Annotated in this window: 13 protein-coding genes; 7 read left to right on the top strand and 6 right to left on the bottom strand. The window is 62.0% G+C overall.

Features of this window, described 5'->3' with window-relative positions:
- Complete coding sequence (locus FFM81_RS08650; protein ID WP_025416425.1) at positions 1-510, bottom strand: DinB family protein; 510 nt, start codon at positions 508-510, stop codon at positions 1-3.
- 279 nt (positions 511-789) lie between these two features.
- Here FFM81_RS08650 and arsC point away from each other — a divergent pair, with 279 nt between their 5' ends.
- Positions 790-1212 (top strand): arsenate reductase (glutaredoxin), encoded by a 423-nt coding sequence (gene arsC, locus FFM81_RS08645; RefSeq protein WP_025416426.1) that lies wholly within the window; start codon positions 790-792, stop codon positions 1210-1212.
- Between the two features lie 4 nt (positions 1213-1216).
- Here the strand turns inward: arsC and FFM81_RS08640 are convergent, their stop codons facing one another.
- The 5 genes from FFM81_RS08640 to FFM81_RS08620 form a co-directional block, all read right to left on the bottom strand.
- Positions 1217-1483: a hypothetical protein gene (locus FFM81_RS08640; RefSeq protein ID WP_003564312.1), complete on the bottom strand. Its 267-nt coding sequence runs from the start codon at positions 1481-1483 to the stop codon at positions 1217-1219.
- A gap of 112 nt (positions 1484-1595) precedes the next feature.
- A complete protein-coding gene (locus FFM81_RS08635; RefSeq protein WP_138384157.1) occupies positions 1596-4130 on the bottom strand; it encodes a mechanosensitive ion channel family protein in 2535 nt (844 codons plus the stop codon).
- A 90-nt stretch (positions 4131-4220) separates the two neighbouring features.
- Complete coding sequence (locus FFM81_RS08630; protein ID WP_138384156.1) at positions 4221-4772, bottom strand: DUF924 family protein; 552 nt, start codon at positions 4770-4772, stop codon at positions 4221-4223.
- Positions 4773-4861: 89 nt separating this feature from the next.
- Complete coding sequence (locus FFM81_RS08625; RefSeq protein ID WP_138384155.1) at positions 4862-5926, bottom strand: sensor histidine kinase; 1065 nt, start codon at positions 5924-5926, stop codon at positions 4862-4864.
- A 269-nt stretch (positions 5927-6195) separates the two neighbouring features.
- The gene (locus FFM81_RS08620; protein WP_138384154.1) at positions 6196-7641 is read right to left on the bottom strand and encodes an MFS transporter; all 1446 of its coding nucleotides are present in this window, start codon (positions 7639-7641) and stop codon (positions 6196-6198) included.
- Between the two features lie 515 nt (positions 7642-8156).
- On the opposite strand from FFM81_RS08620, the gene FFM81_RS08615 reads away from it, so the two are divergent.
- From FFM81_RS08615 to FFM81_RS08590, 6 genes are all read left to right on the top strand, one after another.
- Complete coding sequence (locus FFM81_RS08615) at positions 8157-9482, top strand: ABC transporter substrate-binding protein (RefSeq protein ID WP_003564320.1); 1326 nt, start codon at positions 8157-8159, stop codon at positions 9480-9482.
- A 134-nt stretch (positions 9483-9616) separates the two neighbouring features.
- A complete protein-coding gene (locus tag FFM81_RS08610) occupies positions 9617-10582 on the top strand; it encodes a carbohydrate ABC transporter permease (protein ID WP_003564322.1) in 966 nt (321 codons plus the stop codon).
- Positions 10579-11532 carry a carbohydrate ABC transporter permease gene (locus tag FFM81_RS08605; protein ID WP_003564324.1) on the top strand — a complete coding sequence of 318 codons (954 nt, stop codon included), beginning with the start codon at positions 10579-10581 and terminating at the stop codon, positions 11530-11532. The genes FFM81_RS08610 and FFM81_RS08605 overlap by 4 nt, the downstream gene beginning before the upstream one ends.
- A complete protein-coding gene (locus FFM81_RS08600; RefSeq protein WP_003564325.1) occupies positions 11529-11741 on the top strand; it encodes a hypothetical protein in 213 nt (70 codons plus the stop codon). The genes FFM81_RS08605 and FFM81_RS08600 overlap by 4 nt, the downstream gene beginning before the upstream one ends.
- 3 nt (positions 11742-11744) lie before the next feature.
- Positions 11745-12842, top strand: a complete 1098-nt coding sequence (locus FFM81_RS08595; RefSeq protein ID WP_138384153.1) for an ABC transporter ATP-binding protein — start codon at positions 11745-11747, stop codon at positions 12840-12842.
- On the top strand, positions 12835-13842 hold the full coding sequence (locus FFM81_RS08590) for an ABC transporter ATP-binding protein (protein WP_025416431.1): 1008 nt from the start codon (positions 12835-12837) through the stop codon (positions 13840-13842). The genes FFM81_RS08595 and FFM81_RS08590 overlap by 8 nt, the downstream gene beginning before the upstream one ends.
- The last annotated feature ends 43 nt before the right edge of the window (positions 13843-13885 follow it).

The raw sequence follows: 13885 nt of genomic DNA, 5'->3' as shown, positions 1-13885 counted from the left end.
CTAGTCTTGTTGACGGCGCGCGGGCTCTGTCCTGTGCAGATAGCCGGCAAACACGTCGCGCATTGCGGTGCTCTCGATATCCGGCAGCAAACGACCGACCTCACCGCGATGATAACCGGCATGCGTCACCACATGGGCCAGCATCTCCTCGCGCGACATGCGTCCGCGCCCGCCGTCGGTAAAGGTGAAATCGACGACCTCCTCCAATTGCTCGGGCATTAGGCGCGAGGTGAAATCAATGTACCAACGGTCCGTCTCCCGGATGTCCGAGGCGAGCTGCGCCAAGGGCGGCACCTCGCTGCTCCAGCTTGCTGCGTAGGAGTGGGGCTGCCGCTGAAGATTGGCGGCGAAGATGCGGTCGACGAGGTGGGCATGGTTGAGCACACGAAGGGCCGAGGAAACCGCCTCCGATCGTGCCTCCTCGCCGAGCCCGTTCAGGGCGTCGAGAAGCTCGTTATCAATGCTGGCTTTGTATTGGAACAGGGAGTTCAACAGGGTCTGCGCACTCATGGCGATCTCCGGGCGGTGAACGGGTGATGCCAGAATTAGGCCGGCAATCATCTGTAAATGACTGACTGATGGTCAGTCAATGGTGTTTAGACGTTTCATATCGATGTAAACAGCGGCGCAAACAAGACCGAGAATTGGCCCCTCCGGGCCGTGATGATATGGTCACCGAGCTCTGCCGGCTGGCCTCGCAACTGCGATGACTACACGGCGCCGCCCTTTTCCTGTTCGCCCAGTTGCGATAGTTCATGGAAAAGCCAATCCTATCACCGCAGGCAAAACATGAGCGTCACCATCTACCACCACCCCGGCTGCGGCACCTCGCGCAACACGTTGGCGATGATCCGCAATGCCGGCATCGAACCCACGATCATCGAATACGCCAAAAGCCCGCCGTCGCGCGCGGCGCTGATCAGGATGATCGCCGATGCCGGCTTGTCGGTGCGCCAGGCCCTTCGCGAGAAGGATACGCCCTATGCCGAACTCGGCCTCGACAATCCTGATCTCAGCGATGATCAACTGCTCGACGCCATGCTCGCGCATCCGATCCTGATCAACCGGCCGTTCGTCGTGACACCGCTCGGCACCCGCCTGTCCCGGCCCTCCGAGTTGGTTCTGGAAATCCTACCGGAGACGCACAAGGGCGCCTTTGCCAAGGAAGACGGCGAGAAGGTGCTCGACGCCGACGGCAAGCGGATCGTCTGATCGTCTACTTGACGACGGCCGAGCCCTTGACGATGTCGATCGTCTCGCCGCCGTCGAGCCCGATGCGGTCGCCGTCCGGCGTCGTCATGAAGCAGCCGGAGGAGCAGAGGCTTTCCGAAGCACCGGCATCGACAACCACTTCGACGCGCTGGCCGCTCTCGGTGATGACAAGCACCACGGCGGCGGGATCGGTATTGGTGACGGATGCCGCATGAACCGCCGGCGCGGCAAGCAGCGGGACAAGCAGAACGGCGGCAAACCTTGCCATCATGTGCGGCGGCGCGGACGCGCCCTCCCCTCGAACGATCGGTGCTGCCCTCGGCAGCGATCCCGATGCTGGAGATGATGCACATAGATCTGTGAATGATGGCTGAATGAGCCGTTCAGCTCTTCAGGCCGCCCTCCGCCGTCCGCCCGCGCAGCTGCCGCACCGGCCGCTCCTCGTCTTCCATCGGCTTATCCCGGGGCGTTTCCTGGCCGTCGGCCTGATCCTTGCGTGCGTTGGCAGGGAGAGGCGCCGCATCGCGATGGATGGTGAGATCGCTCTGCGGCAGCGGGATCTCGATGCCTTCGGCCTTGAAGCGCCGGAGGATCTCGATCCTGAGATTGTTGCGCACTGTCATGCCGTCGCCCATGTCGGCGAGGAAGAAGCGCAGCTCGAAATCCAGCGAATAGGGTCCGAAGCGCAGGAACTCGACATGCGGCTCGGGATTACGCATGACGAGCGGTATCTTGGCCGTCAGCTCCAGCAAAATATCCATCACCTGCTGCGGATCGGCATTGTAGCTGACGGAAACCGGAATTTCCGAGCGGCCGATCTTGTTGCGATGCGTCCAGTTGCCGACCAGGCCGTTGATCAGCTCCGAATTCGGCACGATGATCGACTGCTTGCGGAAAGTCTCGATCTCGGTGGCGCGCACCGAGATGCGTTTGACGATGCCTTCGGCAGTGCCCGAGACGACATGGTCGCCGACCTTGAACGGCCGTTCGACCAGCAGGATCAGGCCGGAGACGAAGTTTGAAACAATGTTCTGCAGGCCGAAACCGATACCGACCGAGAGCGCCGAGGCGACGAGCGCGAAGCTCGACAGATCGATGCCGGCGGCCGAGACGCCGATGATCGCGGCGATGCCGACGCCGAGATAGCCGATGCCTGTTTTGACCGAATTGCGCACGCCGAGATCGACATGGCTTCTTGCCATCACATTGCCGTCGAGCCAGCGCTGCAGCCAGCGCGTCAGCAGGTAGACGCCGGCAAACAGCAGGATGCCGGTGCAGATGCCGAGCAGCGAGATGCTGATGCCGCCGAGCCTGACCTCGGTAAACAGCCGGTAGGCGATAAGCTGCAGGTCCTGTATGTGGAAGCCCCACAGCAGCAGGATCAGCGGCAGGCCGACCACCAGCGCCACTGCATAGATCGCAAGGCCGACAACCAGACCCGCCTGGTCGATCGCCACCGGGCCGAGATTGAAGCGGCGTGTCAGGAAGCGCGCGAAGAAGGTATCGCCGAAGCTTTCCTGTTTGGATATGGCTTTGCCGGAAAGCAGGCCGACATACATGGTGACGACGACCGCGCCGGTGATGATGAGCTGGGTGGCGACGAAGCGAGCGAGCCCGACGTAACCCGTCAGCGCAGCGATGATGAGGCCGGCGCCGAGGACGCGCAGGATGATCGCCATTCCGCGCGGCCAATGCCGGCCCGGCGCATCCGGATCGCCGTTCTTTGCCAGCATCGGCTTGCCGAAGGACGCCGAGATCAGAATGATGCCGATGATCAACGCGGCGATCAGACTTCTGACCACGGTCAGCACCAGCGGCGAACCCATCGCCTCGCTGACCGTGCTGAAGAGATAGTCGAGCGCATTGACGATCGCCATCGCCAGCAGGCAGTAGCCGATCGAGCGGGCGCCGAGATTGGAAAGATGCACCAGCCGCCAGCGCGGTTCGTTTGGCGCGAAGATGGCGTTGACGAAGCGGCCGACGAAATAGACGAGCCCGATCGCCGCGAACAATGCGCCTATGACGGGCGCGATATCCGGCCGCAGCACGTTGAAACCGTTGAGGAAGAAGAAGGAGGTGACGAGCAGCACCGAAAGCGCCAGCGTACGGATCAGCGTCGACCAGAAGGCGATCGACAGCCGGCCGATATAGGACGGGTTCTCAACTGCCTCGTCCCGGCGCAGATAAGCGCCGAACAGCCGGTAGCTGCCGGAGAGCAGGATCAACGCCGAGGCGAGTGACAGGAAGATCGCGGCAAACAGCGGGAAACGTTTGAATTTCCAGACGAAGACGGCCCAACTCGACAAGGCCTGCGAGAATTCGCTGACCTCGTGCACGAAGGCGCTCGCAGCATCGTCGAGCACCGAAACGGAAATCTCGGTGCGTCTGAAAAGCGTATCGGCAAAAAGCCGCCGCCGCATCTCGATGATCTCGTTGACGAGCTTCGTCACCGTAATCGACAGGTTTTCGGCATCGCCCGTCACCGCGTTGATCTGCGCCCGCTCGGCGGCGAGCGCGTTGCGCTCCTGGGTGACGATCGCGGCCTCGGGCGGCTGCCCGTCCTTCGGCGGTTCGCCGATCTCGGCAAGTCGGTTCTTGATCTGGTCGAAACGCGGCCTGAGATTGACCGATATGGTAATGACGGCGCGGCTGAGCTCGTCGGCCTTCGTCGCAAGCCCGACCAGTGCATCGTCATTATCGGCGTTCTGCTTGACGCCGTCCTGAAGCGCCGTCAGCTGGACCTTTGCCTTGTCAATCTCCTTCGCCGCCTGGTCGAGCGGCGTATCGGCCAGCGGCGCCTGCGCGGCCGCCGATGCCTGCGGCTCCTGTGCGAAGGCCGCAGCACCCTTGAAATGCGTGCCGGCGAGCGCCAGCGTCACGAGAAGAATGGTGCGAAGCAGGATGGACCTCAGCCGCAAAAGCGCCTCCGGGAAGGTTGTCGTCGGGATGGAATTCCAGCTTTTCCTAGCAAAGAAAGGCGACAGAAAGGCGGAAGCTCCTGGAAAGGGTCAGAAGCCGGCGCCGGGCTTGGAGAGATATTCGCGTTCCACAGCCGTCGATTCCCGTCCGAGCATGACATTGCGGTGCGGAAAGCGGCCATAGGCGGCGATCACGTCGCGATGGCGGATCGCATAATCCAGATATTCCGCATCGCCGAGGGCAGTGAACAATTCCACCGAATGTTCCTGCTCGCCAGGGTTTTCGGCATGTTCGAACGGCAAATAAATGAAGGTGCGGCAAGCGGTCTCGACCGCCTGGTCGGCCCCGGCGGCAAGCGCGAGCTTGGCCTCCCGAAGCGCCAGCCCGTCAGTGGCGAAGGCGAGCGGCGTGCCGCGATAAATGTTGCGGGAAAACTGGTCGAGAACAATGATGGCCGCGAGCCGGCTTTCGGCATCCGCTCGCCATTCGTCGCCGATACCAGCAGCAAGCGCCAGATGCGTGTCGCGGAAGCCGTCGCGGATCTCGACGTCGAGCTCCGGCGTGGGGCGGAACCACAGCTCCCGACCGCATCGGACAAACCAGAAATCGTAGACTTCGCGCGGTGTGCGGATGGTTGCCATTTTAGCCTCCCCTAGCGTCAGGTAAGATGATGCGACGTCAATAAACTGTTGCAGAAAAAGGGGTAATGGTGTGCCGTACGCCCCATTCCCTACTTCCCCTCGTGCAACGAAAACACCAGCGTCGCCTTCGTCCCATCATGCCCGGGATCATAAGCGAAATCCGACTTCAAACTTGCTGCCATGGCCGTCAGGATGCGTGTGCCGAGGCCGGTTCCCCGCGCCGGGTTCGCTGGGTCGAACCCAGCCCCATCGTCCTCGACGATGACCCTCAACGCCTCGTCCGTCTGGTCCACAAGGACGCGGATCTCGCCCGGCACACTGTCCGGATAGGCATATTTGAAGGAATTGGTGACGAGTTCGCTGACGATCAGCCCCAGCGTGATCACCTTGTCGGTCGACAGATTGACCGGCTCAGCGGCCAGTACGATGCGGTGCGGCCGCTTGTCGTCGCGCATCGCTGCTTCGAGTTCGGTGAGCAGGCTGTCCAGATATTCGTCGATCTGCACCGAACCGACCTGCCGATTGGTGTAGAGCCGGCGGTGCACGCTGGCGATCGCATTGATGCGCATCTGGGTTTCGTGCAGCGCATCGATCGCCACCTGGTCCGTAGTCATCGACGATTGCATGCGGATCAGCGCGCCGACGAGGCCGAGGCTGTTGGCGATGCGGTGATTGACTTCGGAAAGCAGCATCTCGGCAAGATCCCGCTGCTGGCGGATCACCTCTTGCGCCTGCGCCGTCTCGCGGCGAAAACGCGCCCGCTCCAGTGCCTGTTCGAGCGCGGCGGCGAGCAGGTCGAAATAATCGGCCGAAATCCCCTTGAGCATGTAATCGTCGGCGCCGGCTTTCAGCGCCGCCACCGCGATGCTGGTATCGTCCGAACCCGTCGCATAGATGACCGGCGGATGATCCGGCAGTGACGTGATGCACGGCAGGATGTCGAGACCGGTCTCGTCCGCCAGGATATGATCGAGCACGACGGCGTCAAAGCCGCCCTTGCCAAGTCTGTCGAGGCCGGCAGCACCGTTCTCAGCCCATTCGACCGAAAAGCCGCGCCGGCCAAGGTTCTCCTGCATCGAGAGGGCGAGCCTCTCATCGTCATCGATATAGAGGATGTGGATCAGGGCATCCGCATCGCCGCTAGAATTGCTCATTCCGTCTCCCGGCTTTCTCTCGCAGCGACGACCGTCCGCAAGCGTCCGAGTCGTCCGCATGGCAATGTCGTATTGCATTGGCCGCCTGCGGTAAACAGCGGTTATCCCTCGCCCTTGTCGCAGGCGGTGCGGAAGAAGGATGTCGGAAAGCCGGCATTTTCAGAACATGACTCTGGGCTGGAGGAGGAAGCCGTTGAAGGCGATCGGAAACGGAAAACCTGAAATGAAATGCCCAAACGCCGAGCGCCGCGATTGGTTCCGCCGGCGGGCTAATTTTTCTGGAATTTCCGATGGCCGGATACTTCGGCCCCCGCCTCCACAGGCAATTGCAGAAAGCGCAGCGACGAGATGACGCCGATCGCGCCCACCACGAGGAAAGCCCAGCGGAAATCGGCAAGAACGGGATTGTCGGCGCCCTTGAGGGCCGAGGCGATATTGAGCACGGCCGCTGCAACCGCGACGCCGAGCAGCATCGACACCTGTTGCAGCATGCTCGAGAGCGTCGAGGCCGAGCTTCGCTGCGCCGGACCGATATCGGCGAAGGCGAGTGTATTCAGCGCGGTGAATTCCATCGACCGCGACAGGCCGGCGAGAAAAAGCAGCGCATGAATGAAAAACTGCGGTGTATTGGGCGTCAGGAAACCGCAGCCGGCGATGGAAAGCGCCGCGATCAACCCGTTGAACACAAGCACGATGCGGAAGCCGAAGAAGCGCAGGAGCGGTGTCGTCACCGTCTTCATGCCGAGATTGCCGAGGAAATAGACGAGCAGATAGGCGCCGGCGGCAATCGAGCTCAGCCCGAAACCGAGCTGGAACAGAAGCGGCAGCAGGAACGGCGTCGCATTGATCGCCACCCTGCAGGCCGTGCCCGCCGACAGCGTCGACATCGAGAAGGTCTGGACGCGGAAGGCCGAAAGGTCGAGCAGCGGATTGTCGACGGCAAGGAAATGCCGCGTCGCCATGACCGACAGCACAATGCCGGCGGCCAGCATCGATATAACAGGCAAGAGACCGCCGTCCCATTTGACCGAAAGCTCCAGGGCGGCGAGCAGGAAGGTCAAGCCCGTAGCACTCAGAACGAAGCCGGCGAAATCCAACCGGCCGGGATCGGTCTCCCGCTGCTCCGGCACGAAGTGCAGCACCAGCGCCATGCCGAGAATACCGATCGGAATGTTGATGAGGAAGTTCCAGTGCCAGCTGGCATAGGTGGTGATGAAGCCGCCGAGCACCGGGCCGATCACCGGCGCCGTCAGCGCCGGCCAGGTGATCAGCGCGATCGCCTGGACGAGTTCGGACTTGCGGGCGTTCTTCAGCACGATGATACGCCCGACCGGCGTCATCAGCGCGCTCCCCGCCCCCTGGACGGCGCGCCACAACACGAATTCCGCAAGGCTGCCGGAGAGGCCGCAAAACAGCGAGGCGCCGGTGAAGACCGCAATCGACATCAGGAAGACGCGCCGCGCGCCAAACCGATCGCCGAGCCAACCCGACAGCGGGATGAAGGCGGCCATCGTCAGCATGTAGACGGTGATGCCGATGCTCATCGACACCGGCTGGACGCCGAAGCTTGCCGCCATCTGCGGCAGCGAGGTGGCGACGATCGTGCCATCGAGGATCTGCATGAAGAAGGAAACGGCAACGACCAGCGCCACGATCTTCGCCTGGCGGCCGCTTGCCGCCTCTTGCCCGTTCTCGCTTGTCTCTGCCGTGGTCATCGATCTGCCAATGAAAATTCCGGATGGCGCGGCGGGGAAACGGACGGAAGCCGATCGGAAATCTGCCGCGCGAAGAGCGCGCGGACATGGAAAACCGCGCATTGGCTGAATACGCCCGTTGCGGCTGGCCGGAAAGGCTAAATCTTGCACTGCATTGGAATATTCCGATGCGACTGGGCAGCCGGCGGCGTCGACACAAGAAAAAGGCCCCGCCGAAGCGAGGCCAAGCTGAACCACTCCCGGGAAAACAGGAGGGTGTGGTCTCCATAGCGCTCAGCCCATGAGGCAGCGAGGCCAGATTTCGCCGGATCGGTACGCCTTCGCGGGAAATTTCACGGATTTCGCACGAAACTTCCTGTGCGCTGCAGCAACGATTACCGCTTGCATTGTTTATAAAAACATCTATCACTAAACATATTGCTAAACATGATGATTGAGGAGTTCATGTGAGCATTCTCTGACTTGGGTCAACGTGCGACGCCGGCGGGGAGCCGGCTTGGTTCTGGGAGGAACTTATGCAGAAAACATCGAAAGCCCTTTTGGGGCTGGCCTCGGCATTCATCATGTCGTCGGCATCGCCCAATCTCGCCAAAGCCGATGAACTGACGCTGTGCTGGGCTGCATGGGACCCCGCCAACGCGCTGGTCGAACTGTCGAAGGATTTTACCGCCAAGACCGGCACCCAGATGAAGTTCGAATTCGTGCCGTGGACGAGTTATGCCGATCGCTTCCTCAACGAGCTGAATTCGCATGGCAAGCTCTGCGACCTGATCATCGGTGACAGCCAGTGGATCGGCGGCTCGGCAGAGAACGGCCATTACGTCAAGCTCAATGACTTCTTCGACAAGGAAGGCATCAAGATGGATGACTTCGTGCCGGCGACGGTCGTCGGCTACTCGGAATGGCCAAAGAACACGCCGAACTATTGGGCGCTGCCTGCCATGGGCGACGTCGTCGGCTGGACCTACCGCAAGGACTGGTTCGAGAAGCCGGAACTGCAGAAGGAATTCAAGGAGAAGTACGGCCACGATCTCGCAGCCCCGAAGACTTACGATGAACTGAAGCAGATCGCTGAATTCTTCCAGAGGCGCGAGATCGACGGCAAGACCGTCTACGGGGCCTCGATCTACACCGAGCGCGGCTCCGAAGGCATCACCATGGGCGTAACCAACGTGCTCTACGACTGGGGCTTTCAGTACGAGAACCCGAAGAAGCCGTACGACATGGAAGGCTTCGTCAACTCGGCCGACGCGGTCAAGGGCCTCGAATTCTACAAGTCGCTTTATGATTGCTGCACGCCGCCCGGCAGTTCCAACGTCTACATGGTCGAATCCGCCGACGCCTTCAAATCCGGCCAGGTTGCCATGCAGATGAACTTCGCCTTCACCTGGCCCGGCCTCTACAAGGACGAGAAGGTCGGCGGCGACAAGATCGGTTTCTTCCCCAACCCGGCTGAGAAGGCGCATTTCGCCCAACTCGGCGGCCAGGGCATCTCGATCGTCTCCTATTCCGACAAGCGCGATGCCGCCCTGCAATACATCAAGTGGTTCGCACAGCCAGACGTGCAGGCCAAGTGGTGGGAGCTCGGCGGTTTCTCCTGCCTGAACTCCGTCGTCAACGCGCCGGACTTTGCCAAGAGCCAGCCCTATGCCCAGGCCTTCCTGGACTCGATGGCGATCGTCAAGGACTTCTGGGCCGAGCCGAGCTATGCCTCGCTGCTGCAGGCCATGCAGAAGCGCGTCCACAATTACGTGGTCGCCGGCAACGGCACGGCTAAGGAAGCGCTCGACGGTCTGGTGAAGGACTGGAGCGACGTCTTTAAGGACGACGGCAAGATCTAGTGTCCGAGCGGACAGGCGGCATCGCATTGCGCGCCATCCTGGCAAGGGCGGCGGCCCGGATCGGCAGACGAGCCGGGCCGCCGGATCCCCCATATCCAGAAAGACCTGATACCCCAAATAGACCAGGTGAAAACTTGACCATTTCCCCTTCCATTGTCGACAAGGCGGCCGATGCCACCGCAAGGGCAACGCCGACATCGCTCGCCCGCCATGTGCGCGGCCTCTCCGACAGAGCGATCGCCTGGCTGTTCATCGCGCCTGCCATCATCCTGCTTCTGGCGATCAACATCTTCCCGCTCCTCTGGGCGATCTATCTGTCCTTCACCAATTACCGCGCCAACCGGCCGAATGCGCCGGTCCAGGGCGTCGGTCTTGGAAATTACCAGCGCGTTCTCAACGACCCCGATATCTGGCAGGCGATGCAGACCACGGCGCATTTCGTCTTCTGGACGATCGTGCTGCAGACGCTGATCGGTTTTGCGCTCGCCTATCTGATCGATCGCAAGTTTCGCGGCCATGCCTTCTGGACGACGATCATCCTGATCCCGATGATGCTGTCCCCAGCCGTCGTCGGCAATTTCTGGCGCTTTCTCTATGAACCGCAGATCGGCCTCTTCGCCTATGCCGTATCGCTGATATCGGGCATTCCGACCTCTGATATCCAGATGCTCGGCAATGTCCAGCTGGCACCCTGGGCAATCATCATCGTCGATACCTGGATGTGGACCCCCTATGTGATGCTGATCTGCCTGGCCGGTCTACGCTCGATCCCCGACTATATCTATGAGGCGGCCGAGGTCGACCGCGCCTCGCCGTGGCGCCAATTCTGGTCGATCACCGTGCCGATGGCCCTGCCCTTCATCATGCTCGCCGTGCTCTTCCGCGGCATCGAGAATTTCAAGATGTTCGACATGGTGACGCTGCTGACCGGCGGCGGGCCTGGCTCCGTCACCGAGGTCGCCTCGATCACGCTGAAGCGCGCCGCCTTCGAAAGCTGGGCGACCGGCCGGGCCTCGGCCTTCGCCATCGTCCTCTTCGTCGCAGTGTTCGGCCTCGCCAACATCTACGTCAAGGCTCTGAACAAGGTGAAGCAACGATGAGCGCCGCCAATTCAGCCCATTCGGTCGTCGTACCGAGCCTCACCAGCAAGCGCATCGCCGGCACGATCGTCATCCTCTATGCGCTGATCACGCTGATCCCGCTCGCCTGGATCTTCCTCACCAGCATCAAGTCGCCGCCGGATTCGATCAGCTATCCCCCTAAGATCGTCTTTACGCCGTCGCTCGAAGGTTATTGCAACCTCTTCACCACGCGCACCCGGCAGACGCCTGACTATATCGCCTCGCTGCCGGCGCCGACCGGCACCTGCGATGAGGTGACGCGCAAGCGCAACATGGTGATAGCCGGCCCGTCGAACTTCGTGCCGCGCTTCGTCAATTCGCTGGTGATCGCCTTCGGCTCTACCTTCCTTGCGGTCTTTCTAGGGACGCTTGCCGCCTACGGCTTTTCGCGCTTCAAGGTTCCGCTCGCCGATGACCTGCTGTTTTTCATCCTGTCGACGCGCATGATGCCGCCGATAGCCGTCGCCATCCCGATTTACCTGATGTACCGCGAGCTCGGGCTCTCCGACACGGCCATTGGCATGATCCTGCTCTACACCGCCGTCAACGTCTCGCTCGCCGTCTGGCTGCTCAAGGGTTTCATCGACGAGATCCCGCGCGAATACGAGGAAGCGGCGATGATCGACGGCTATACCCGCCTGCAGGCCTTCCGCAAGGTCGTGCTACCGCAGGCAACCACCGGCATCGCCGCGACCGCGATCTTCTGCCTGATCTTCGCCTGGAACGAATATGCCTTCGCCGCCCTTCTGACCTCGGGCGAAGCCCAGACGGCGCCGCCCTTTATCCCGACGATCATCGGCGAGGGCGGGCAGGACTGGCCGGCGGTTGCCGCCGGCACGACGATCTTCTTGATCCCGATCCTCGTCTTCACCATTCTCCTGCGCAAGCAGCTGCTGCGCGGCATCACCTTCGGAGCCGTCCGCAAATGACCCATCTGATCGGAACATCAGCCCCTGCCCGCTCGAAACGGCCGTTCTTCCTGCGTCGCGGGCCGATGGAAAACATCGCCACCGTGCTGATTGGGCTCGGCTTCCTGATGCTGTTCCAGCCCTTCCTGCTGGTGCTCTACACCTATTCGCTGGTCACCCTGCTCATAGGCACCGTCATGTTCATCATCGTTTCAAAATTCCCGGAGTGAATCATGGCGGACATCCGGATCGAAAATCTCCGCAAGGAATTCGGCAGCTTCGTCGCCGTCCAGGATTCGAGCTTCACCGTCCATGACGGCGAGTTCCTGGCGCTTCTCGGGCCTTCCGGCTGCGGCAAGACGACCACGCTTCGCATGATCGCCGGCCTCGAGCTGCCGTCGAGCGGCAAGATCTATCTCGACGGCGAGGACGTCACCTTCAACCGCGCCAGCGCCCGCGACATCGCCTTCGTCTTCCAGCTCTTCGCGCTCTATCCGCATATGAACGTGCGCAAAAATATCGGCTTCCCTCTGCTGTCGCAGGGCATGCCCAAGGCCGAAATCCGTCAGCGCGTGGAAGAAACCGCTCGCCTGCTGCAGATCGACCATATCCTAAATCGCTCGGTCTCGGGCCTTGCCGGCGGCGACCGGCAGCGCGTGGCGCTCGGCCGCGCCATCGTCCGGCGCCCGAAATGCTTCCTGATGGACGAGCCGCTCGGCACGCTCGACGCCGAGTTCCGCGAGATCATGGTCCATGAGCTACGCGAACTGCACAACCGCATCCACGCGACCACCGTCTATGTCACCCATGACCAGCACGAGGCGATGGCGATGGCCGACAAGATCGCCGTCATGAACCATGGTGTCATCGAGCAATTCGGCACGCCGCAGGAGATCTACGCCAAGCCGGCGACCATGTATGTCGCCGACTTCATCGGCTCGCCGCCGATGAACTTCGTACGCTTCACCTCGGGACTCAAAAGCGGCGATCGCTCCATCCGGCTCGACGGCATCGATGTTGCTGTTCCCGAAATCCACCAGGACATGGCCGAATGCGAGCTGGCCCTCGGCGTGCGGCCGGAGCATATCCGCTTCAGTGACGCCTCGGCCCTCCGCGGCGCGGTCTACGGCAGCGAATATCTCGGCACCAACCAGGTCGTGGCGGTCGAAACTCAGGGCGGCCTGATCAAGGCCCGCGTTCCCGCCAATCGCAGCTTCCAGATCGGCGAGACCGTCGGCCTCGAATTCAACCCGGCGAAACTGGCGCTCTTCGACTGCACGTCGGGCCGCGCCGTGCAGTCCTCGCTCTATCAGGAGACCCGGCATGGCTGATGTCGTCCTCAGGAACCTCGCCAAACGCTTCGGCGACACCCAGGCTTTGGTCGACCTCGATCTTTCGATCCGCGACGGCGAGTTCGTCGTGCTGCTCGGCCCGACCGGCGCCGGCAAGACCACGACGCTCAGGCTGATCGCCGGCCTCGAGAAGCCCGATCGCGGCCGCATCGAGATCGGTGGCCGCAATGTCGCGGCTGAGGCGCCGGCCGGGCGCGATGTCGCCTTCGTCTTCCAGCAATATTCGCTCTATCCGCACATGACAGTCTACGAAAACCTCGCCTTCCCATTGAAGGCGCCGGTCCGCAAACTCAGCGCCCAGGAGATCGACCGGCGCGTCCGCGAGGTCGCACGCATGGTCCGCATCGACCACAAGCTGGAGAATCGCTCGACCAGGCTTTCCGGCGGCGAGATGCAGCGTGTCGCCATCGGCCGGGCGCTGGTGCGCCGACCGGCGATCTACCTGATGGACGAGCCGCTGTCCTCCCTCGATGCCAAGCTGCGCGCCGAACTGCGCCTGGAGCTCAAGCGCATCCAGAAAGAAATGGGCTCGACACTGCTCTATGTTACCCACGACCAGGTGGAAGCCATGACCATGGCCGACCGCATCGGCATCGTCGCCGAGGGACGGCTGATGCAGGTCGGAACGCCGCGCGAGATCTACGGCAATCCCGCCAACCTGCACGTCGCCGCCCGCCTCGGCCAGCCGCACATCAACCTTCTGCCGGCCGACCTGCTTCCCGGCGGGCAGCCACCCGCCGGCACCAAAACCGTCGGCGCGCGCACCGAACATCTCGACATCGTGATCGGCAAGGACGCCAATGCCGAAATCGACTGGATCGAGCATCTCGGCGACCAGAACCATCTGCACATCAGGGCTGGCAATCACAAGCTCGTCACACTTGCCGATCCATATCTGGCGATCGCGCCGGGCGACCGGATCAGCCTGACGCTGCGCGATCCGCTTTATTTCGATGCGGCTGGACAGCGCTTGTCCTGACCGGCAAACAGACGTGATGATGGCATAAGAACGAACAGACGGG

This window comes from Rhizobium hidalgonense (assembly GCF_005862185.2).
GTDB lineage: Bacteria > Pseudomonadota > Alphaproteobacteria > Rhizobiales > Rhizobiaceae > Rhizobium > Rhizobium hidalgonense.
The sequence above is the reverse complement of the archived record's forward strand: the minus strand, read 5'-3'. Positions and strand labels throughout refer to the sequence as shown.

Excerpts from the sequence above, each read along its gene's own strand:
- FFM81_RS08620 (WP_138384154.1), bottom strand. The coding sequence starts at position 7,641 with ATGACCACGGCAGAGACAAGCGAGAACGGGCAAGAGGCGGCAAGCGGC.
- FFM81_RS08640 (WP_003564312.1), bottom strand. The coding sequence starts at position 1,483 with ATGATGGCAAGGTTTGCCGCCGTTCTGCTTGTCCCGCTGCTTGCCGCG.
- arsC (WP_025416426.1), top strand. The coding sequence starts at position 790 with ATGAGCGTCACCATCTACCACCACCCCGGCTGCGGCACCTCGCGCAAC.
- FFM81_RS08605 (WP_003564324.1), top strand. The coding sequence starts at position 10,579 with ATGAGCGCCGCCAATTCAGCCCATTCGGTCGTCGTACCGAGCCTCACC.
- FFM81_RS08590 (WP_025416431.1), top strand. The coding sequence starts at position 12,835 with ATGGCTGATGTCGTCCTCAGGAACCTCGCCAAACGCTTCGGCGACACC.
- FFM81_RS08615 (WP_003564320.1), top strand. The coding sequence starts at position 8,157 with ATGCAGAAAACATCGAAAGCCCTTTTGGGGCTGGCCTCGGCATTCATC.
- FFM81_RS08630 (WP_138384156.1), bottom strand. The coding sequence starts at position 4,772 with ATGGCAACCATCCGCACACCGCGCGAAGTCTACGATTTCTGGTTTGTC.
- FFM81_RS08600 (WP_003564325.1), top strand. The coding sequence starts at position 11,529 with ATGACCCATCTGATCGGAACATCAGCCCCTGCCCGCTCGAAACGGCCG.
- FFM81_RS08625 (WP_138384155.1), bottom strand. The coding sequence starts at position 5,926 with ATGAGCAATTCTAGCGGCGATGCGGATGCCCTGATCCACATCCTCTAT.
- FFM81_RS08650 (WP_025416425.1), bottom strand. The coding sequence starts at position 510 with ATGAGTGCGCAGACCCTGTTGAACTCCCTGTTCCAATACAAAGCCAGC.
- FFM81_RS08595 (WP_138384153.1), top strand. The coding sequence starts at position 11,745 with ATGGCGGACATCCGGATCGAAAATCTCCGCAAGGAATTCGGCAGCTTC.